The following is a 22459-nucleotide window of genomic DNA, read 5'->3' as shown; positions in this document are numbered from 1 at the left end:
TGATGTTACTGCTGCTACGTATGATGTTCGTTTGAACGGTGGTCCGGCCATCAGTGTGTCGGCTGGAGCAAGCTCCACAATCTACAACGCCGAGCGTACCGAGTCAGTCCAGGTGAAATACGGTCTGGCCTCGGCTGGCGGAACCGAGACGATTTCGAATGTAGATCGTTCTCTGGTCTTCCAGATTGGTGGTAATGTTGGTCAGACGAGTGAGGTCAGCCTCCGCTCAATGGGAACTGCGTCGCTGGGCAAGAGCCTTGCCGGTAATATGTTCTCATCGCTGTCTGCCATTGATGTGACTACGGTTCAGGGTTCTCAGGATTCGCAGTCGATTATCGATGCCGCTATCAATGAGGTCTCGACGACTCGTGGTACTCTGGGTAGTTTCCAGAAGAATACTCTGGATTCCAACCTGAGGAACCTGCGGATCGCTGCTCAGAACCTGACCGCTTCGGAATCACAGATTCGTGACACCGACATGGCTGTTGAGATGTCGGAGTTTACCAAGAATCAGATTCTGCTCCAGGCTGGTGTGGCCATGTTGGCCCAGGCCAACCAGGTTCCGCAGATTATTCTCTCGTTGTTCGGCTAAGAACAAGAGAGTAGATAAACAGATTTGGGGGAGGCTTCGCGCCTCCCCCAAACAAATAAGAGTCATCAGTGCAACGCTGATGCGACATTGAAGTCAAGGAGATTACAGGAGTAAATCATGCCAGGCGCCAATTCCATAGACGGCCTTAACTCTGGCTTCGATACTACGGCAATCGTCGATTCCATTATCAATTACGAGCGTCGCAACGCAGTCCTTCTCGAATCAGACGGTATCGAAAAGACAAATATCATTACCGCCTACAAGGCTCTTCAGGCGAAAGTACTCGCCCTGAGTGCGGCCGTAGGTCAATTGACCCACCGTTCAACATTCAATGCCGCCACCGCCAGAGTGTCGGATGAGTCGATATTGACAGCTACGACTTCCGGACGGGTCGCCACCGGTTCGTATCAGCTACAGGTTCTTGATGTTGCTCGCAACCACCAACTGGCCAGCCAGGGAATATCCGAAGCAGACACCCAGATCATGGGGACCGGTACCATTGAAATCACTGTTGGAAATGGGTCACAGTACTCGATCGACATCAATGAGAACAACAATTCACTGATTGGAATCAAGCAGGCAATCAACGATGCCCACATGGGCATTACGGCGACTATTATCAACGACGGATCGTCTTCCAATTCGTATCGTCTGATGCTGACTGGAGACAAGACCGGTCGAAGCAACACAATGGAAGTAACCTCCAATCTAACCGGCGGCACAAATCTCAACTATAGTACCGCTTTGTTTGACAGCCCGGAAATTCTGTCGAGTGATTCGGTCTCGAGTTCTACGGTGACACTGGATTCTATGGCCTCCTACAGTGGCAACGAAAATAAGATATACACCTTCACGGTGCTCGGGACGGGCGCACAGACAATTGGCACTGATGAAATTAGCATTGAGTGGACTGACGGCACAAACTCAGGGCAGATTACCGTTACCCAGGCCGATGCTTCGGTGGAACTGGTTGGAGATGGTGCTGATGGCTTGAAGCTGAGCTTCTCTACAGGTGATCTAACAGCCGGAGATTCTTTTCAGGTAGCTGGTTTTGCGCCGCTTATTCAGGAAGCCTCGGATGCACGAATTTCCTTCGGCGCGGGTGGAGGCACCGGTTCGCCGATTATTGTAACATCCGAATCCAACACGTTTGACAGTGTTATCGCCGGAGTGACCCTGGATATATCCAGAGAAACCGAGGTTGGGGAGTCCGTCACGGTTACTACCGATATTGACGTCTCAGGAATCAAAGCCGGCGTCAACGACTTCATCACGCGTTACAACGATGTCATGGATTTTGTAAGTGAACAAAATACCTACCATGAAGACACCAAGGAATCTGGGGTTCTATTCGGTGATTCAACGCTGTGGACTATGCGCTATGCGATGAACTCAGCTATCGGCATGAGTATTGAGGGGATGGATTCCGAGTTTAATCATCTCTATTCACTGGGTATTAGGACCAATCTTGATGGCCACCTGGCGATCACAGACTACGGACGGTTTGAAGAAGCTCTGCGTAATAATCTCGACGAGGTTGTGGAGTTGTTCACCGACGGTGGAGTTGCTTCGCAGTCCGGTATTGAGTTTGTGTCGTCGTCTACGGCGACTAAAACCGGTAAGGACTACCAGGTCGATATTTCGGTTGCCGCTGCCAAAGGGATGCTGGAGGGAACAACGTTCAACGATCCTCTTGATAGTCCGCTGACGCTTACTTCTGCAACCAACACCATCAAGCTAAAGGTCAATGGTCTCAACTCGAACGACATCGTGCTGTCTGCCCGGACGTATTCGTCAGCCGACGAATTGGTCGAGGAGATTCAGGGAAAGATCGACAACGACAGTCGCATTGGTAGTCGTGGAGTGATTGTGGAGTGGGTGGATGAGGGCTCAACGGGATATCTCAAGTTCACCAGTGGCGCCTACGGTTCCTCGTCTAAAGTAGAACGTCTAACCTCGGTGTCTAACTCGGCCAACAGTAGTCTCGGGCTGATCGACGCTACTTCCACCGAGGGATTGGATGTAGCAGGCACCATCAATGGCGAAGAGGCCGAAGGTATCGGTCAGCTGTTGAAGGGAAAAGATGATAACGAGACCACTGAAGGTCTGACTCTTAGAATTACTCTTGATCCGACCGAGGTTGGCGAGGGTGTCGAGGGGTCGATTACGGTGACCAAAGGGGTTGCGGCCCGTCTGAGAGACAAGGTAGCCAGCTACTCCATGAGCGGTGACGGGGCGCTCGACCGCAGAATAAAAGCCTACGAAACTCAGATAGAGCATATTACAGAGCGTGTCGCAGAAATTGATGAGCGATTGGTGATTCGTCGCGAGATGTTGTACCAAAAATTCTACGAAATGGAACGCGCGTTAGGTGAGTTCAATGCTACCGGCACTTTTCTGGAGACACAATTGGCCAATCTTGACAGTAACTGGAATTTCAATAAGAAGAAATAAATCAGGCAGAACAGCCTTTTAACACCGGGAGAAACCATGGATGGCAATGTAAACACCTATCGAGCAGTCGAAACTTCTTCAAAATCACAGATTGACCTCATCCTGCAGGTCTACGACGGTGCCCTTGCTGCGTACCGTCAGGCCTCAACCCACTACAAGAAAAAAGAGAACGAAGAGGGGTATGAACAGCTCCAGAGAGCCAAACGGTTCATTACCCATCTGTATACAACTCTGAACAACGACGAAGGTGGCGAGATTGCCACCAACCTTGGCAAAATCTATGCCTTTCTGATTGCCCAGATCAGTCTCATCGAGGCGACGAAAGATTTGACCGTGATTGACGATAACATCAATATATTGAACGAACTTCGTGAGGGCTGGCAAGGCCTGAAAGACCAGGGTTCGGATGAGATATCCGATCCGGTCACACCTGCCGTCAGTCCGGGACAGTTTACAGGAACGGCGTAAGCAGTATGGATTATCAAGCCCTCAAGCAGACGGAACGGGACCTGACGAAAGCTCTCAAAGAGGAGTATTCATTTTACCAGACGCTGTACATCACCCTTGACAAGCAGAGAGATCTCATTAAATTTGATCGAGATGCTCACCTCCTGGACTTGTTTGCTGAAATCGAGCGCTGTCGGAAACGGATCAATCAGTCTGAGGAAAAGATAGCGGCTCTGAGGAAAAAAGATCCACAGGCGTTCAAGATGGTCTCCGTTCTGCCAGGGGTAAAAAAGGTGATCAACAGCGTTATGACTCTGATCAAGAAGAACAAAGACATTGTAGCAGAATGTGAAGGGTATCTTCAGGGACGCTGTGAGCGGATACAAGAAGAACTGGGACAATTGCGTAACAGTGAGAAGATTTTGCAATATGTGACTGATGGTAATCAATCGCCGCAATTTGTTGATGGAAAGAAATAGTTGAGAGTAGTTTTGTCACCGATTCCGGGGTTCGCTCCGGTGGAGTGGCAGACACTATGTTAGTAGAGAAGAAAACATGGAAATAGGACCCCTGCATAACAACAAACCGCAGCCCCCGGCAGTGGCACCCAAGCCCGAATCAACAACGGGAGCATCGGAGAAGGCCCAACGTAGCGATTCGGTCGAACTGTCGCTTGATGCCCGCCAGAAATTGACCCAGTTAGCGGATACGGCCCGTTCCCAGTACGGACTGGGGGAGATGCCTCCTCGGGATGATGCGGATTCCGATGGCGGTCTCAGGATGGACAAGATTCGCCAGGCCCGGCAGCGAATCGATCAGGGCTTTTATGACCAGCCACACGTCCGACAGGAAATCGCCGGTAAGCTGGCTAACGAAATGAGCAAGTTTACACCCGGTGATTCTGACTGATACGGTGGATAATGACTACGGCAACGATAGATAACAAAGTCAAACAGGTTGTGTCGAATATTCGCAACCTGCCTACGCCTCCCATAGTATTTCACCAGATACAGAAGGTGATCAACGATCCCAACTGCTCGGCTGCTCAGGTAGCTTCAATTCTGTCTGAAGATCCGGCTATGTCGGTGAAGGTTCTCAAACTCACCAATTCGGCTTTCTATGGTCTGGCTCGCGAAATTGACTCTGTACGGCAGGCAGTTGTGATTGTGGGCATGGAAGCGGTTAAAAACCTCGTTCTCTCGGCCAGTGTATTGGATATGTTCAAAGGGGACAGTGTTGATCAGGAATTCCAGGAGCAGTACTGGCGTCATTCCCTGGCGACCGCCTATTGCTGTCGGATCCTGGCTCAGAGGATCAAATCGCGAGGAATGGTCGACCATGATGCTGCCTTTTCGGCTGGTCTTCTGCACGATGTCGGCAAGATGATACTTACGAGCTTTCTTAAGGAAGAACACGAGATACTAACCCAGGCACGTGCAACTGACAATGCTACCACTGATTGTGAATTGGAGGAGAAGTCGCTTGGATTCAATCATGCTCAGATCGGCGGCTTTCTGACATCGCAATGGAAACTGCCCCAGAAACTTAGTGAAGCAATTGCCTTTCACCACCATCCGCAACTTGTAGATACTGATGATGGGCCGCTTGTGTTTCTGGTCTGGCTGGCTGATTATTTGGCCAAGAAAACATTCTATGACGATGGGGATACCGCCAGGGTGGGCGCCGTCGATCCGGACGTACTGGAATATCTGGCTGTGTCCGAAGAAGATCTGGAACAGTTTAGCGGGGTTCTCCGCGAAGAGTATCTCAAGGCTGAGACGTTCCTGCAAATGGCTGGTCTGGGCGGTTGATAATCGCAACGCGATGACATGAAGTCAGGCATAATAGGAGTTCCTCATCGGACCTCCTTCCCATCTTATTCTACACACCGTAAGCCTTTCCCAGACAATATGTTTTTGGTCCAGATAGAGTGATTTTTTCGCCTTGACAAGATTTGGTTTTTGGACTATTATGGCGGTTCCCCGGTTATCAGTATTGTAGCCGGGATATGTTGATTGTGGGCGATTAGCTCAGATGGTTAGAGTACTTGCTTGACATGCAAGGAGTCACTGGTTCAATTCCAGTATCGCCCACCATTTTATGATGTGAGCGGATTTGTCTGGCCTTGTCCTCTCGACAGTCCGCTCTTGTTGCTTTGGGAGCAATGGCAATGGCGCTACTAAATATCTCATTTCCGGATGGCTCTGCCAGAGAGTTTGAATCCGGTGTTACCGGCTATGACATAGCTCGTGACATTTCACCTGGTTTGGCCAAGGCGGCTATCGCGGTGAAAGTCGATGGTGAGGTATGTGATCTTAACGCTGTCATATCTTCCGATATTTCGATAGAAATATTGACTTTCGATCAACCCGAAGGGCGGCAGGTGTTCTGGCATTCCAGCTCACACATTATGGCGCAGGCTGTTCAGGAGCTTTTCCCCGGAGTGAAATTGGCTATTGGTCCGCCAATCGACGAAGGTTGGTACTACGATTTCGACGTTGAGAAACCGTTCTCGCCCAAAGATCTACAGAAGATCGAAAAGAAGATGGGGGAGATCATCAAGGAGAATGTAGGTTTCTCCTGCGAATCAATGCCCCGCGAAAAGGCAATTGAACAGTGTCGTTTGGAGAAAGAAGATTACAAAGTCGAGTTGCTGGAAGATTTGGAAGTCGACACTGTGACATTTTACAGTCATTCACGCTTCAGAGACTTGTGTCTCGGCCCGCATGTTCCGCGCACTGGTGTCATCAAGGCTTTCAAGTTGACTGCGACTTCCGGAGCATACTGGCGTGGCGATGAGCGACGTCCGATGCTACAGCGTATCTATGGTGTTTCATATCCCAAGAAAGCGATGCTCGAAGATTATCTCCATCGTATGGAAGAAGCCAAGAAGCGAGATCACCGTGTGCTCGGTAAACAGCTTGATCTCTATTCCATCAACGATGAAGTTGGTGCAGGACTGGTGTTGTGGCATCCGAGCGGAGCGCGAGTGCGTAACGAGATCGAAAATTTCTGGCGTGAGGAACATCTGAAGCACGGCTATGAATTAGTTTTCTCACCTCATATCGCTCTGCGCAGTTTGTGGGATCGAAGCGGGCATACCGATTTCTACAGTGATTCGATGCTCAGCCCGATGGATGTTGAAGGACGTTCATATCAATTGAAACCAATGAACTGTCCCTTCCATATCTATATGTACAAGTCTCGATTATGGTCATATCGGGATTTGCCACTGAGGTGGGCGGAGTTGGGAGCCGTTTATCGGTTTGAAGGGGGCGGTGTACTGCATGGCCTCATGCGTGTTCGTGGCTTCACTCAGGATGATGCTCACCACTTTGTGACACAGGAAAACATGGAAGCGGAGGTCCTCTGGACCCTCAATTTCTGCGTTCATATCCTTAGTTCTTTTGGCTTCTCCGATTACGACATCTACTTGTCCACCCGGCCGGATAAGGCTATCGGGGAAGAAGCTGATTGGGTGCGGGCCGAGGACAGTCTCCGGTCGGCTCTTGATCAGGCTGGTCTGGATTACCAGGTTGACGAGGGTGGTGGGGCATTTTATGGTCCCAAGATTGATATAAAGATTAAAGATGCACTCAACCGTAGTTGGCAGTGTTCGACTATACAGTTTGATTTTTCCTTGCCGGAACGGTTCGATTTGCACTATATTGATAGGGATGGCCGTCAGAAGCGGCCATATATGATACATCGTGCCCTGCTCGGATCGATTGAGCGGTTTTTCGGTGTGCTCATTGAGCACTACGCCGGTAATTTCCCGTTGTGGCTGGCACCGGTTCAGGTGAAGGTTTTACCTATCACTGATAGCTTCAATGATTACGGTCAGAAGGTCGTAGAGGAGCTTACCGGTCATGGTATCAGAGCCGTTCTGGATGATCGTTCCGAGAAGGTTGGCGCCAAGATTCGCGATGCAGAGATGCTGAAAGTGCCCTATATGTGCATCGTGGGAGCCAGAGAAGCCGAGTCGAAAACGTTGTCGCTTAGAAAACATGGCGTTGGCGATAAGGGTTCCATGTCTCTGCCGGAAGTCGCAGCCCTGTTGCGGGAAGAAGTTGAAAATAAAGGACTTGAGAAGTCACAGATATCGTAGGAGGATTTCATAGGTAGCAAGGATCTTCGCACAAACCACCGAGTCCGGGTTTCGCCGGTTCGGTTGATCGGCCCTGAAGGGGAGCAGATCGGTATTGTTCCGACGACTGAGGCTCTTGATCGGGCCAAGGAACATGGGTTGGACCTGGTTGAAGTGTCGCCCAACAGTCGGCCGCCTGTATGTCGGATTCTGGACTATGGGAAGTACAAGTACGAGCTTTCCAAGAAAGACCGGCTGGCCAGAAAGAAACAGCACTCCTATCAGTTGAAGGAGATGCGTTTCAGACCGAAGATCGACAAACATGACTTTGAGTTCAAGACAAAGCATGTTCGATCGTTTGTTGAGGCCGGCAGCAAGGTGAAAGTGTTTGTGATGTTTCGCGGTCGAGAGATGGCCCGTACAGAGTTTGGGCGTAAGTTGCTCGATCGCGTGGCCGAAGTGTTGGATGATGTGGCGACGGTTGAAATGCCACCTCGTCTCGACGGTCGTCATATGAACATGGTTATCGCCCCTCGACCGGAGATCATGGCAAATCTGCGAAAGGCTGCTGATGCTGTGGGGACGAATGAAGGCCAGAAGAAGTCTGAGCCGAAAGCAAAAGAGGAAGATACAAAAACGGTCGAAACGACCGATTCAAACTAACATAGAGTTAGTTATAGCTGAGAAGGTAAGTAATGCCGAAGATGAGAACACAGCGAGGCGCCGCGAAGCGCTTCAAAAAGACAGCGTCCGGCAAGTTGAAACGTCACCATGCCTACAAGACGCACATCCTGACTAAGATGTCGCCCAAGCGGAGGCGTCAGCTGCGGAAGGCAAGCCACGTATCCAAGGCTGACACGAGACGAATGTTGCAGATGGTCCCCAATCTATAGTTGATTGCGGATCTGAGTTAGATAATAGGAGATTCGATCAATGCCACGAGCAAAAAATAACGTTGCCGCGCATCAGCGTCACAAAAAAGTCCTCAAACGGGCCCGCGGTAACTTCGGTGGCCGTAGCAAGCTCTACCGGACCGCTCTTGAAACAGTCCACAAGGGCCTTAAGTACGCCTACCGCGACCGGCGCAACAAGAAGCGTGAATTCCGTCGCCTTTGGATTACTCGTATCTCGGCGGCAGCCAAGATGTGCGGAACCAATTATTCGACCTTCATTGCTGGCCTGAAGAAGGCCGGAGTTGATCTTGACCGGAAGATGCTCGCCGATATCGCTGCCCGCGATATGACCACTTTCGAGTCGCTGGCCAAGATGGCTACCGGTAAATAGCTGGGATGGAGTGCGCCTATGTCCGTATTGGATGACATCAGTGTTCTAAAGGAAAAAGCACTCGAGCGAATCAGCCAAGCTGATTCGCTCGCTGCACTTAATGACCTCAGGGTCCATTTTCTGGGCAAAAAGGGTGAAATAACAGCTATTCTTAAAGGCCTCGGAAAGCTGCCTATCGACGTACGCAAGCAAGTTGGAGCAGCAGCCAATAAGGCTCGCGCCGCTATTGAGACAAATATCAAAGAAGGGCAGAACCGTCTGGAGGTGGGTGGTCCCAAATCGTCTATCGACCCGACTCTGCCCGGTACAGCTCAGCCTCTGGGTCATGTTCATATCCTGAATCAGGTAATGGGCGACATTTGCCGAACCTTTCATGGTATGGGGTTCGAGATTGCCCACGGTCCGGACATTGAAACCGACTACTACAATTTCGAGTCGCTCAATTTTCCTCCCGACCACCCAGCTCGTGATATGCAAGATACCCTATTTGTTGAAGGGGAGAGGGTGCTGCGAACTCACACGACACCTGTACAAACTAGGGAACTGGAGCGTCGCAAGCCACCGATAAAGATCATTACACCAGGGCGTTGTTTTCGCAATGAGGCCATTTCCACACGAGCGCATGTCGCCTTTCATCAGGTTGATGGGTTTCTCGTCGATGTTGGAGTCAATGCATCCGATCTCAAGGGTGCTGTGGTGGCATTTTGTAAGGCTTTCTTTGGTGAAGATGTGAAACTCAACTTCCGGCCCTCGTTTTTTCCTTTCACCGAACCGTCGGCGGAAGTGGATGTGTCGTGTATTCTGTGCGGTGGAAAGGGATGCCAACTGTGTAAGTACTCCGGCTGGCTGGAGATACTCGGTTGTGGAATGATTGATCCTAATGTGCTCGATGGGTGCGGTATCGATAGCGAGAAATACACCGGTTATGCTTTCGGCATAGGAGTCGAACGAATAGCCATGCTGAAATACAAAATTAATGACATCAGACTGTTCTTCAACAATGACGTGCGGTTCCTGAGACAGTTCAAATAAACTATGAAAATTTCGTACCAATGGCTCCTGGAGCTAACCGGGTTAGAATGGCCAGCCCAGGAGATGGCCAGCCACCTGACTAACTGCGGCACGGCGCTGGAAGAAATCGACGCCACCGACCGGTACATGGAAAAAGTCGTGGTCGGCGTTGTCAACGATCTCAAGCCCATTGAGGGCGCCGATAAAATTAGGCTGGCAACGGTTGATACCGGCTCAGAAACAATGGACCTCGTCTGCGGTGCGCCCAATGTGGCTGTGGGACAAAAAGTCCCCGTGGCATTGCTGGGAGCAAAGCTGGCTGGCGACTTCGTCATCAAGAAGGTGAAGATACGTGGTATTCTCTCATGCGGCATGATCTGTTCCGAACGAGAGTTGGGAATATCTGATGATCACGCTGGTATTATGGTGCTCGATTCCGATGCGCCGATCGGAGAGCCGATTGCAGACTATCTTGATTTCCATGACTATCAGTTGACGTTCGAACTTACGCCTAACCGACCCGACTCGATGTCGGCAATAGGGATCGCTCGTGATGCCGCTGGTTTGGCTGGTGTCTCGGTTCGACAGCCTGAGTTTGAGTTGACGGAATCATCTGAGAAAACTGCCGACTACATTACGGTGAAAATCAGTGATCCCGATGCCTGCCCCCGTTATGCGGCACGCGTTATCAAGAACGTGAAAATCGGTCCGTCCCCCTGGTGGATACAGAAGAGACTTTTGGTTTCGGGGATTCGTCCCATTAATAATGTAGTTGATATCACCAATTATGTTCTTTTGGAAACAGGACACCCTCTTCATGCTTTTGATTACGACCGCTTCGGTTCAAAAGAAGTAGTTGTGCGGCGTGCCGCCAAGGGTGAGAAGTTCAAAACTCTCGACGGTCAGGAGCATGACCTTATTCCCGACGTTCTGTTGATTTCCAATGGCAAGAATGGCGTCGCAGCCGGGGGTGTGATGGGTGGACTGGATTCCGAAGTGGAGGATTCTACCACCAACGTTCTTCTCGAAGCGGCTTACTTTGATCCCTCCATGATTCGCAAGAGTCGCAGGCATCTCGGGTTCGTAACGGAATCATCAACGCGATTTGAGAAAGGGGCTGACCCCAATCGCGCTGTCTATGCTATTGATCGTGCGGTGTCTTTGATGCATGAGCTTTGCGGTGGGGAAGTGCTGGCCGGAGTAGTTGACTGTTACCCCAGGGAAATTAAACCCAGAACAATTTCACTTCGTCCGAAACGATGCAATGCCATTTTGGGTACCGCTCTTTCAACAGATCGGATGCGCGAGCTACTGACCAACATTGAATTGGAAGTAGCAGGTGACGATAGACTGGAAGTGACTGTCCCAACGTTCCGACCTGACCTCGAGCGGGAGATTGATCTTATTGAAGAAGTAGCGCGAATGGAGGGATGGGCAAATATTCCTGATGCGATTACGAATGTCGGTCCACTCTTCACGCCCTATCACCAGCAGGATCGGTTCCTTGAGGAGGCTCGCACGGTTCTAACCGGGGCGGGATTTAATGAGATGATCAACCACGGATTGGTTGATAGTCGCCTCGCTCAGAAGATCAACCCGGACCTTCCGATGGTGAAGATCGTCAATCCATCTTCCTCCGATCTGGATGCGATGCGTCACGATTTGCTGCTCTCAACGTTGGTAGTGGTCGGACATAACATATCACACCGAAACATAAACCTGTGTCTTTTCGAGATAGGAACGGCATATCTTCCTCCCGACAACCATCATGATTGGCGGGAAGATCAACACATTGTGGTGGCAGTTACCGGCAATACACAAAATGGCTGGCGACAGACTCCGCGACCACTGGATTTCCATGATGTTACCGGAGCGCTTGACCATCTGGTCGCCCACTTCCGCAGACCTGCATTTGAGTATGCTGCGGCGGAGATCAACTATCTGGAGTCGGGCCTTGCTTTTGAAATCAAGAGCAACAATGCGGTCATAGGAAGCATCGGTCAGGTGACTGCCCGTATCGCTCGTTTGGTTGACATTAAGCAACCGGTTTTTGTCGCTGAGTTTTCGACTGCCAGTCTATTAGGGGATGGTTTTTCGCTCCCGCCATTCAAACCCTTGCCGCAATTTCCAGCAGCACCTCGTGATCTGGCTATGATCGTTGCGGCGGACGTTCCGGCCGGAGAATTGGTAAAAGCCGCCCAGGATGCAGCCGGTCCGTTGGCAGAAGAAGTCAGCATTTTTGATCTCTACACCGGTAAGCAGATCGAACAGGGGAAAAAATCTATCGCTCTGGCGATTATTTATCGTTCCCCTGAGCGAAGTTTATCTGGGCAGGAAGTTGATGCCATGCAACAAGATGTAGTGGCAGCATTAATCAAGAAGTTCAACGCAGAAATAAGGGATAAATAATGATTGAGGATAAACTTACCCAATTGGCCAACAAAGTTGAGCAGTTGATTGAGCGATTGCAAACTCTCCAGCGTGAGAACCAGACTCTGACATCCGACAACGAGGAGTTGCGGTTGTCATTGAATGAGCTCAAGAATCAACTTCAGAGTCTGAAGCTCAAGAGTGCAGACCAGTCCCAGGCTGTTAAGTCGCGATTGACCGGTGTTCTGGGTCGGTTAACTGAACTCGAACAGATCGGTCAGTAAGTTTTTACTTGACTTACTTGGCGTGATATAGTAATAAGTTATTGTGAGATAGTAGGATAAGAAGATTTATTGTCGTGTGAGTGCTGGATTGAACATCGGTGATTGACGATATGCCTGATAACAAAGTTGTGATAAGCATATATGGCGAGGAGTATCCCATTGCTGGGGTTGAGGATTCGTCGCATATATCCAAGGTCGCGGACCTGGTTGATACTCGGATGAGAGCTACTGCCGAAGGAAGTCGTGTGAAAGCTCGTGACAAAGTGGCTATTTTGACAGCCATGTCGTTGGCTTCGGAAGTGATGGCTCAGTCTGAGCAACTGAATAAGGATGGCAACCGATATGACACTGAGCTGGATGCAATTCTAGCTCGTCTTGATCAAGCCCTGCTCACCTGATTCGGCGATCGCCCGGTTGGCCGGGTCAAGCCGTGAAATCTCCTATCCGTTAAAGTATAAATTAGATAGATCACCCGCATTCTGATGTTGGGTGGGAGGCTGCAATGAACGACACAGTGCTGCTGATTGCGGAAGCGATCGTAGTAGGTGTGGTGGCTTACCTTATCGGCTGGTTCCTGGCGCGACGCGCTTCCAGCGATAGCGTTATCAACGCCACCAAAGAAGCCAAGCGCTTAGTCGCCGAAGCGACCAAAGAATCCGCGATTAGGAAGAAGGAGTCCCGACTTGAGGCTCGTGAAGAGCTGATGAAGCTTAAGAGCGAGTTTGAGAGGGAATCCGAAACCAGACGGCGAGAACTTGAGAGTCAAGAAAAGCGAATGGAGGACGAGACTAGCTCGCTCCAGAAGAAACTCGATCTTCTCGAAACACGCGAACAGGAATTCGGTCGTCGCGAAAAATCCATCCAAACCCGAGAGAAAGGCATTGGGATCAGGGAGACGGAACTGGATGAGATTATAAACAGACAGAACGACCAACTCCAGAAGATTGCTCAGATGACCCCGGACGAGGCCAAGCAGCAGTTGATGGATAATATGATGAGTGCCGCCAAGATCGAGGCCGCGCTGCATATCAAGGAAATCAAGGACCAGGCCGAAATCGATGCCAATCGCGAGGCCAAAGAAATAATTTTGTCGGCCATCTATCGGTGTGCCGCCGAACATACGGTGGAGACAACAGTTTCCGTCGTGAATCTGCCAACTGACGAGATGAAGGGCCGCATCATTGGCCGTGAAGGACGCAACATTCGTTCGTTTGAGACCGCTACCGGGATCGATGTGATTGTCGATGACACTCCCGAAGCGGTTATTCTGTCCGGCTATGATCCGGTGCGTCGTGAGATCGCTCGCATGGCGCTTGAGAAACTTATTACCGATGGTCGCATTCATCCCACCCGCATCGAAGAAGTCGTAGAGAAATCCCAGCGGGAAATGGATGTTATCGTTCGCGAAGCCGGCGAGCAGACTTGCTTCGAACTCGGCGTTCATGGTTTGCACCCGGATCTGGTCAGTACATTAGGGAAGCTGAATTTCAGAACTTCCTACGGCCAGAACGTCCTGGCCCATTCCAAGGAAGTTGCAATGCTGTGCGGCCTGATGGCGGCCGAACTGGAGTTGGATGCGTCACTGGCCATGGTTTGTGGTCTTCTGCATGATATCGGCAAGGCTATTGACCGTGAGACGGAAGGAACCCATACGCAAATTGGGGCCGATTTTGTCCGTCGCTATAAAACCTCCGAAGCGGTTGTCAACGCTGTCGAAGCTCATCACGGTGACGTCCCTATGCTGGGACCATATCCGGTGCTCGTACAGGCGGCTGACGCCATTTCGGGTGCTCGACCTGGTGCCAGGAGAGAGCCGCTCGAAGCCTATATTAAGCGCTTACAGAAACTGGAAGAACTGGCTGATTCGTTCAAGGGTGTTTCCAAGGCGTATGCCATTCAAGCCGGACGGGAAGTACGCGTGATTGTTGAGAACGAAAAGCTGGATGATCTCGCCAGCGCTATTTTGGCCAGCGATCTTGCTGCCAAGATCGAGACTGAGATGCAGTATCCGGGACAGGTAAAGGTTACGGTAGTTAGGGAAACAAGAACTACTGAGTTCGCTAAGTAGAGCACTGGCGCGAACCTGACCACGAATGCCAGGTTCAATTGAAAGAGGATATTGATGTCAGAGTTTTCAATAATGTTTGTGTCGGATATTTGTGGCAAGGCTGGACGTCAGGCGGCGGCTCACATGATAAAACCGATGCGTGAAAAGCACTCTATCGACTATGTCATTGCTAATGTTGAAAACGCTGCCGGGGGATTCGGTATCACACCCGAGATGGCTCGGAAGGCGATTTCCTACGGTATAGATATTCAGACATCCGGTAATCATATTTGGGATCGGCATGAGATACGTTCCTATATCAAAACTGACGGACAGCTTCTCAGACCAGCCAATTTTCCTCGTGGGGTCCCAGGACGTGGTGGTTGTATTGAGAAAATAGGTGATGTCAAGGTCGGTGTCATCAACCTTCAGGGCCGTACCTACATGAAGGATATCGATTGTCCGTTTGTCGAAGGAGGTAGAATCGTTTCCGAGATGCGACGCGAAGCGGATATTATCTTGATAGACATGCACGCCGAAGCAACGTCCGAAAAGCAGGCTATGCTCTACTGGCTGGATGGTGAGGTGACAGCCATAATAGGTACCCATACTCATGTACAGACTGCCGATGAACAGATATCCAAAAAGGGGACAGCCTACATCACCGATACAGGCATGACCGGCCCCTACGATTCTGTGATAGGTATGGAAAAAGAACCATCGTTGCAGCGTTTCCTGACTGGAATGCCGTACAGATTCACGACGGCTTCCGACGACATCCGTATGGCGGGTGTTATCATCCGGGCAAACCCTGTCACCGGTAAGGCGATTAGCATCGAACGCTTCTGTGAGAAATTCGATCTGGATACTTTTAAGCCCGAAGACATCACCGGCAAGCCAAAAGAGCAGCCTTCCGAAGAGCAGCCTGTTGCTGATGAGTCCGACGCAGATGAAACCTCCGCTGATGAATCAACGGAAGAGTGAGATTGCAGTCAATACGAGTCCGCTGTGGCAGACCGGTATAGCGATGACAGTTGTAGAGTTATTTTAACAGTACGTCCTAAAGGGATAGTTTATTATGTCCGCACAACTGATTGACGGTAAAGAGGTTGCAAGACTAACTCGCAAAACCCTAAAGGCCCGCATTGCGGCTCTCAAGGAGGTCGGGATCACCCCTGGACTAGCTGCCGTGTTGGTGGGAGACGACCCCGCGTCAGCTACTTATGTCAGGTCCAAAGAAAGAGCATGCGAGAAGCTGGGTATGTATTCGGAAGTCATTCGGAAGCCAGCCAATTTGCAGCAGGATGAGTTGGTGGCGATTGTCAGGGGACTTAATGACAACGAGAAGATACACGGAATCCTGGTGCAGTCTCCGCTTCCGAGTCATATGGACGAACTGAGTGTCACGCTTACTATCAGACCTGAGAAAGATGTGGATGGTTTTCATCCGCACAATGTTGGAATGATGCTCTTGGGTCGTCCCGGACTGCTTCCGTGTACACCGCACGGGATTATCAATCTTCTGGCTCACTATGAAATCAATCCTTCGGGCAAAGAAGTTGTGGTTGTCGGTCGATCCAATATCGTCGGTAAGCCGGTAGCGGCAATTCTGGTCCAGAAGGCCGATATGGCCAATGCCACTGTCACTATTGCACACTCACGGACGAAAAACCTGGGCGAAGTTACGCGCCGGGCAGATATTCTCATTGCGGCCATCGGGCGACCGGACACTATCACAGCCGACATGATAAAAGAGGGGGCAGTTGTGATTGATGTGGGGGTCAATCGCGTAGAGGATGCTTCTGCCAAGAGAGGATACCGTCTGACCGGGGATGTGGATTTTGCTCCCTGTTTTGAGAAAGCTTCGTTTATTACACCGGTCCCTGGTGGAGTGGGGCCAATGACTATAGCCATGCTCATGTCTAATACGGTAACGGGAGCCGAGTTGCTCTCGGAGAAATAGGAACATCGGCCAGATTTCCAAGACCGTTGGGACGACCAAAACAGGACCCGAGGCCGTAAACCAGGGATAGTGCTAACTGTGACGACCATGCAACAAAACTACGAATTATTGCAATGTGTTACACAATTACAGAGATTATTCCAGACCTTATTATCGGATTTGAAGGCTTATCTCGGCCAATTTCTAAGCTCTCAAAATGGGGTTTTACTAAGTCATTTCTGTGTTGGCTGTTACAAGGCCGAAAATCGTGTCTGGGAGAGAAGAAAATATTCTGTAATAATCTGCGCTGCAAGAAGATGTGGGGCATACAAGTTGCTTTGATTATAGGAGTCTCGGACTGAATTTGAACATTTTTACTCGGCGATATGAAAATTAACTTCGGTTATTCCTTCTTCCTGATCCTTTTACTGATGTTCTGCGGCTCGGTAGTTACTGCCGATCCAACGACAGAGGCAAGTGCGATCTTCAGATCACCCTCGTGCCCTCCGGTGGGTACGTTTGACAATTTCAGGGTTCAGGCCACCGATTCGATCGTCGGGCATTTGGCTGGCTATAGTTTCTCCTTCTTGATGGATCGGGCTGACTTTAAGAAGCTGAATGGGGGCGCGTTTGCTTTCTCATTTCCGGAAGGATACGATCTATCGGCAGTTGTGACTGCGACTCTTACGCACAACTCCATTGCCGCTGACTACAGAATAAAGGCAGTCGAGACGACCGATGACATGGTCGTTGTGATTCTTAAGAAATCGGGTTGGCAACCTCCTGATGAAGTGCCGCCGACAGTTTCCATAGGTGTTTATCTTGAGATCGTAGGCAATCCACAGGTAGTCGGTGACTACATGTTTGGAGGCCTTGCCATGAGGAATGGCGGTTCGGTGTTAGCGGGACCGGCTATTTCTGATCCGTTGGAAATACGGTCTGGAGCACCCGTGTCACTTGATGTGGAACCATCGGACAATCAGGTCCTCAGAGCGGGGGAGAGTATTGTTTTCAACGCTGTTGTGCGGGACAGCCAAGGTGGTTTGATTCCTTCTCCGGATGTCTATTGGACGCTTGAAGAGGGTTCCGATCCGATAGGGTATTTCTCCGGTGCGATGCTTCACGTTACGACCGTCGGCGAGGGCAGGGTTATGGCAAGGGTCGGAAACGTGACTGGATTGTCAGGCATGATCTCTGTTTTGCCGGGGGCGCTGGCTCGGTTCGAGTTGGACATTAGTCCCGAACAGATTGTGGGTTATCCTCTTTTGCCTGAAGCAAGCCTGATTTTATTAGATGCTTTTGACAATCTCAAAATTGATTATGATCTCACTACGAATCCGGTCTATCTATCGACCAACGTTGGTAACCTCGCTCCGGCCGTAATTGATAATGCCGGTTTACTTTTTGAGGGTGTCGTTGATCTTGATGCTATCGGAATAGTTTACACGGGTCCTACTGTTGTCACGACCGTGACGGTCGAAACAGACGACGGATTGGTATCCTCCGGCCAGGTGGTCTCATTCAGCGGGTATGACATTCTGGAAGTTCTCAATGCCGACAATGCACCGTTGATCTCAATCGCTCCTACGATTGGCACGTTGGTTAAAGTTGTTGTCACGAATAATGGATATAACACGCCACAGACTTCGACAGTCTCTCTGGCACTTACCAGCGGGTTAACGGCTTCAGTTGGTTTCGCAGCTGGTGCAAATGGTTTGGTCGATACGGTAGAGATACTACTGGCAGGGCCAAGGTCTGAATTGTTCGAAGATAACCTGACGGTTGTACTTGAGGCCGATTTCAACGTTGATGGGATGATGTTTACTACAACAAATCAGGTTGAGTTGACAGTAGTCGTGGTTGAACCGATCGAGCCGGTTGAACTGGAGGTCGTCCCCGGTTTATTCTGGCCCGATAGCTTGTACCCGGGGATCACGTCAGAGATATCATTAGACATTCACGCCGTTGATCCTCCGGATTTCACGATAGGTCCCACCATGCGTGTTGCCTTAACAAGCGACGGTGGGGCTACAGAGGTTTTTCTGACGGAGACATCGGGTTTCAGTCATGTTACTGGCGTCGTTATTAGCCATGAACATGTATCGGTTTTGGTGCCGGGTGTCGATTTGTTGCCTTCCGGGTGGTATGATGTCGTGCTTGATTATGCTTATGTATCTGCTGGAGTTCCCTATCTGATAACCCACAAGATTATCGATTCTGTTTTTGTCCTTACCGAGATCGAAGTTACATATGTCGAGGGGAGTTTCGGCCCAGCTATGGTAAGTGCAGGTCGCGAGAGTTCATTTGGATTCACTGTGAACCTTGACGGTGAGTATAGCGTGCCGGTCGATCCTTCAGGGGCGATAATAGAAATACATGGGAAAGATTTCTTGTCTGCTGCTCTGTTGCGTATTGCTGATATGACGTTGTATCCCGGGCTGAATTTGGTGACGACCGATCCGGTTTTCATTCCCATAACTCAGCAGGGAGAGATGTTACGTTTTGAGGCCGGTTTCGAATTTCTGATTCCTGGCGCGTGGGCTTCGTTTGGTTTTGTAGCTGATCTGAGTACGACGGCGGTTCCGGTGACAGCAGCTCCGATAGTCAGGATTATAAGTACTGAAGTGCTTACCTTCAACACACCTTACGTCAATACGGGTCAGGCTTTTCAAGTGCGAGCGCGGGTGGCAAATACATCGGGTACAATCCTGGGTCCGTTGGATATGGTTCTGCGCAGTGACGGTAACTCGGCTTTCGATTCCCTTTTTACCGTGGATGTCATCCAGCCCGATGATACTGCGGAACTTATATTTGATATTATTGCTGCCGATCAACCGGTGGTAGCAGAAATCTTCAGAGTTGCCGTCGCTTCGCCTCATGTGGGAGCGGATGATCCGATTGATGATATGGCGACGGCTGTCATAGAAACTCCGGCACAACTGGTTTTGAACTACAGTCTGGTCGGAGTTGAAAACAGTCTGGTCGATCAAGACCAGGCGTTCTCCCTGATAATTGAACTCGTCAATGAGGGGCAGGCCGCGACTACGGATGGAGAGTACCTCCTGACGACCGGAGGGATCGACCTTGGTGATGGATACAGCCCGACCGGTATCATTAGCGTGGATCAGCACATGGAATTGGATTTCCAGTCGCCATCATTTGACACGAACATTATTCTTACTTTCACATTAACATCGATGCCAATTGACATCAACACTGGTGTACGGGCCAGTGCGGGTGACAGCTCGTTCTTCATAGAGATAACAGTACAGCATTTCGATGCTGAGTTGTTGGGCAGAGCTGAACTGCCCGGCTCAAATCTGCTTCTTCCGGGGCAAGACAAGGAATTGTTCCTGCTGATTCTGACTAACGGTGGGACAGCTGATGCTACTGCTGTGTCGTTGGATGAGATGTCTTTTACGCTTCGTGGTCCGGGCGACCAGTCTCTCGATGTTTCCGAAATCATCGACATGGGCGCATCTGTCTTCTACCGGAACGGTTTGCCGATAGCGGCTGACCTAAGCGGCAATGACCGTATGACGGCAGTCTTCGAGGATCTCATTATTGAGGCTCAGGTGACATGCAGTCTGGTGTTTGTGGCGGCAATCCGTGAAAGTAATATCGACCAGTTCGAATTGCTTCTCGAGAGCCGTCATATTCTGGCTACTTATGACCGTGGAATACAGGAGGGGGAGACTGTTGATGTTGTTTCCGAAAGTGGTGACGGGACGCTGTTGGCGATGACGTTCGTCGTCAAGGGATCATCTATTTCCGAGTCGTTTTTGGTTCGCAATAACCCGGTCGATCCGACCAAAGCACCAGTCGAGTTTTCGTACGAATTGACGGCGGCCTCAGATATCGAGTTCCGTATCTTCACGTTGACTGGCGAAGAAGTGTATGCTCGCGACATATCCAGCCAGGACAATGGAGCTGGAGAACATGTGATTGAGTGGGATGGTCTCAACAACGATGGTCAGGTAGTTTGCAACGGTGTTTATATTGTCTCCATCCGGGTCGTGAACACGGGTGAAACGGCACGACTCAAGCTTGCGGTGGTGAAATGACGACCCGATGTATCATACTCCTAATGGTGTTAACGTTGGGTTGTGCGACTGTGCATGCAGGAGATGCCGGGCGTGAGTCTCCATTCACTGTCGGTGCAGGCGCTCGCGCTCTTGGGATGGGTGGTGCTTTCACAGCTATAGCTGATGACGCATCCACCATTTTCTATAATCCAGCCGGACTTCCACAACTTGATTATCATGAAGTCAGCTTCATGCACATGTCTCTTTTTGAGGGCACGATTTATGACTTCGTTGCCTGGGCTTACCCCACTCCGAGTCAGGGTGGCTTCGGTCTGGCCTACATGCGGCTCGGCACCAACGACATTATCAGGCGGGAAGACTATCGCCGGACAGGTATGTTCGACTATTCCTACTCGCAGTTCCTTTTGTCCTATGGACGCCGACTCCAGGGTGGTCTCGCAGCCGGTGTGTCACTGAAGATTGTGAATCAGGAACTGGATACTTATTCCGACTATGGCATTGGACTGGATTTTGGAATGACGGCCAGGTTGAGTCAATATGTACAAGCCGGAGTTGTGGCGCGGGATATTGTTCCGGTCACGTTGCAACTGCAGACTGTCAAGGAGACGCTTCCGGTAACACTTGCGGTTGGATTGGCAGCAACCAATTTGAGGTGGTCGGAGCGGCTTGAGTCGTCACTTTCGGTGGAGATGGAAAAAACAGAAGACAGATCGGTCCGTGTTCATTGCGGTGGAGAATTGTTGTTCGATGACCACTACTCACTTCGAACCGGATACGACCGTGACAATCTGTCCTTTGGCATAGGGTTGCGATATCAACGTCTTCTACTGGATTATGCCTATAAGGTTCACGATTACGTGGAGGATAGCCATCGCTTCTCGGTGGCACTGTTGTTGGGGACAACAGTTTCCGACCAGATTAGGCGCAGGCAGCAGGAGGATCAGCGCCGGAGTACCGATATGCTGGATGTGGAGCGTCGTCGGCAGTTTGATTTCTATCGCCAGAAGGCGGACGATTTCTACGAGAGTTATGTTCTCGATTCAGCCCTTGTCAACTATCAGCGTGCTTTGGCCTTTGACGAAGACAACCAGCGGATTCTGAGGGCAGTAGCAGCGATTGAACGGGCACGAACCTCCCAGCTTAAGCAGGAGCAACGAGTCCGTGAAGCTGAGCGGGACCAGGCGATGACTATTGACGCTTTCTTTGCTCAGGCGCAGAGTTTCTTTGAGAAGAAATATTATCCCGCAGCCGAGGATATGCTTGAATTGATTCTGGATTACGAGCCCGAGAACACTCTGGCTCTTAATCTAAGAGATACTGTTTCGAAGGCGGTAGCCAGAGAGATTGATTCCTGTTTGCTGGAGGCACATCAGGCCGAGCGGCGGGGTGAAATAGTGAAGACCATCGAATTGTATTCCCGCGTTTTATATCTGGACCCGGAAAACACTACCGTCCGCCAGTCGCAGGAGGAGGCAGCCAGCAAGATGGACCTGGCCCGGATGCTCAATGAAGGGATAACGCAGTTCAGAATTGGCCATTACGATGAGGCCAGGAGTTTATTTTCCTCAATTCTCTCTGCCAACCCGGATGAGCCGGTATCGAAGGCATATATCGAGCGTATCGATACCGCACTGGAGCATCCTCCTACCCTGGAGATGATGCAGCGTGACCGGGTGATATGGCCTCTCTATCTTGACGGTCTTCGATATATGCGTGACAAACAGTACGAATTGGCTATCGAAGCCTGGCAGAAAGTCCTCGAGGCTTACCCCAACAACGAAAGTACGCTTCGCAATATCGAGCAGGCCCGACTGCGAATGCAGTCTCAACCGGGCGAATGAGATTATTCTCCGGTTTTTTGTTAGACTCACGCGCGGTTTCCCGATAGGTTTCAT

At 50.5% G+C, this 22459-nt stretch carries 19 protein-coding genes and 1 tRNA gene; all 20 read left to right on the top strand.

All coding sequences use genetic code 11. The features are described 5' to 3' along the window. The coding region (locus tag KOO62_01990) for a hypothetical protein (protein MBU8932754.1) at nucleotides 1-592 on the top strand (592 nt) is incomplete at its 5' end. Nucleotides 593-709: 117 nt separating this feature from the next. Next, nucleotides 710-3046, top strand: a complete 2337-nt coding sequence (gene fliD / locus KOO62_01985; GenBank protein MBU8932753.1) for a flagellar filament capping protein FliD — start codon at nucleotides 710-712, stop codon at nucleotides 3044-3046. A gap of 36 nt (nucleotides 3047-3082) precedes the next feature. Further along, the gene (gene fliS, locus KOO62_01980; protein ID MBU8932752.1) at nucleotides 3083-3514 is read left to right on the top strand and encodes a flagellar export chaperone FliS; all 432 of its coding nucleotides are present in this window, start codon (nucleotides 3083-3085) and stop codon (nucleotides 3512-3514) included. A 5-nt stretch (nucleotides 3515-3519) separates the two neighbouring features. Next, complete coding sequence (locus KOO62_01975) at nucleotides 3520-3972, top strand: hypothetical protein (protein MBU8932751.1); 453 nt, start codon at nucleotides 3520-3522, stop codon at nucleotides 3970-3972. A 76-nt stretch (nucleotides 3973-4048) separates the two neighbouring features. Next, nucleotides 4049-4402, top strand: coding sequence for a hypothetical protein (locus KOO62_01970; protein MBU8932750.1), 354 nt, complete (start codon nucleotides 4049-4051; stop codon nucleotides 4400-4402). 11 nt (nucleotides 4403-4413) lie between these two features. Then, nucleotides 4414-5304 (top strand): HDOD domain-containing protein, encoded by an 891-nt coding sequence (locus KOO62_01965; GenBank protein MBU8932749.1) that lies wholly within the window; start codon nucleotides 4414-4416, stop codon nucleotides 5302-5304. Nucleotides 5305-5512: 208 nt separating this feature from the next. Beyond that, a tRNA-Val gene (locus KOO62_01960) sits at nucleotides 5513-5589 on the top strand. A gap of 74 nt (nucleotides 5590-5663) precedes the next feature. Continuing rightward, a complete protein-coding gene (gene thrS, locus KOO62_01955) occupies nucleotides 5664-7601 on the top strand; it encodes a threonine--tRNA ligase (protein MBU8932748.1) in 1938 nt (645 codons plus the stop codon). A 9-nt stretch (nucleotides 7602-7610) separates the two neighbouring features. Then, a complete protein-coding gene (gene infC / locus KOO62_01950) occupies nucleotides 7611-8243 on the top strand; it encodes a translation initiation factor IF-3 (protein MBU8932747.1) in 633 nt (210 codons plus the stop codon). 32 nt (nucleotides 8244-8275) lie between these two features. Continuing rightward, nucleotides 8276-8473, top strand: coding sequence for a 50S ribosomal protein L35 (rpmI, locus tag KOO62_01945; GenBank protein MBU8932746.1), 198 nt, complete (start codon nucleotides 8276-8278; stop codon nucleotides 8471-8473). 40 nt (nucleotides 8474-8513) lie between these two features. Then, a complete protein-coding gene (gene rplT / locus KOO62_01940; GenBank protein ID MBU8932745.1) occupies nucleotides 8514-8864 on the top strand; it encodes a 50S ribosomal protein L20 in 351 nt (116 codons plus the stop codon). Between the two features lie 18 nt (nucleotides 8865-8882). Beyond that, nucleotides 8883-9896 (top strand): phenylalanine--tRNA ligase subunit alpha, encoded by a 1014-nt coding sequence (gene pheS, locus KOO62_01935; protein ID MBU8932744.1) that lies wholly within the window; start codon nucleotides 8883-8885, stop codon nucleotides 9894-9896. Between the two features lie 3 nt (nucleotides 9897-9899). Beyond that, on the top strand, nucleotides 9900-12284 hold the full coding sequence (gene pheT / locus KOO62_01930; protein ID MBU8932743.1) for a phenylalanine--tRNA ligase subunit beta: 2385 nt from the start codon (nucleotides 9900-9902) through the stop codon (nucleotides 12282-12284). Further along, on the top strand, nucleotides 12284-12529 hold the full coding sequence (gene zapB, locus KOO62_01925; GenBank protein MBU8932742.1) for a cell division protein ZapB: 246 nt from the start codon (nucleotides 12284-12286) through the stop codon (nucleotides 12527-12529). The genes pheT and zapB overlap by 1 nt, the downstream gene beginning before the upstream one ends. 110 nt (nucleotides 12530-12639) lie before the next feature. Continuing rightward, nucleotides 12640-12927 carry a cell division protein ZapA gene (locus KOO62_01920; GenBank protein MBU8932741.1) on the top strand — a complete coding sequence of 96 codons (288 nt, stop codon included), beginning with the start codon at nucleotides 12640-12642 and terminating at the stop codon, nucleotides 12925-12927. A gap of 104 nt (nucleotides 12928-13031) precedes the next feature. After that, nucleotides 13032-14597 carry a ribonuclease Y gene (rny, locus tag KOO62_01915; GenBank protein ID MBU8932740.1) on the top strand — a complete coding sequence of 522 codons (1566 nt, stop codon included), beginning with the start codon at nucleotides 13032-13034 and terminating at the stop codon, nucleotides 14595-14597. A gap of 54 nt (nucleotides 14598-14651) precedes the next feature. Further along, nucleotides 14652-15560: a TIGR00282 family metallophosphoesterase gene (locus KOO62_01910; GenBank protein MBU8932739.1), complete on the top strand. Its 909-nt coding sequence runs from the start codon at nucleotides 14652-14654 to the stop codon at nucleotides 15558-15560. 94 nt (nucleotides 15561-15654) lie between these two features. Beyond that, complete coding sequence (gene folD, locus KOO62_01905) at nucleotides 15655-16539, top strand: bifunctional methylenetetrahydrofolate dehydrogenase/methenyltetrahydrofolate cyclohydrolase FolD (GenBank protein MBU8932738.1); 885 nt, start codon at nucleotides 15655-15657, stop codon at nucleotides 16537-16539. 365 nt (nucleotides 16540-16904) lie between these two features. Then, entirely contained in the window at nucleotides 16905-20582 is a 3678-nt protein-coding gene (locus KOO62_01900; GenBank protein MBU8932737.1) for a hypothetical protein, read from the top strand. Next, nucleotides 20579-22405, top strand: coding sequence for a PorV/PorQ family protein (locus KOO62_01895; protein ID MBU8932736.1), 1827 nt, complete (start codon nucleotides 20579-20581; stop codon nucleotides 22403-22405). The genes KOO62_01900 and KOO62_01895 overlap by 4 nt, the downstream gene beginning before the upstream one ends. The last annotated feature ends 54 nt before the right edge of the window (nucleotides 22406-22459 follow it).

The sequence above is a fragment of the Candidatus Zixiibacteriota bacterium genome (genome assembly GCA_019038695.1).
GTDB lineage: Bacteria > Zixibacteria > MSB-5A5 > GN15 > FEB-12 > B120-G9.
The sequence above is the reverse complement of the archived record's forward strand: the minus strand, read 5'-3'. Positions and strand labels throughout refer to the sequence as shown.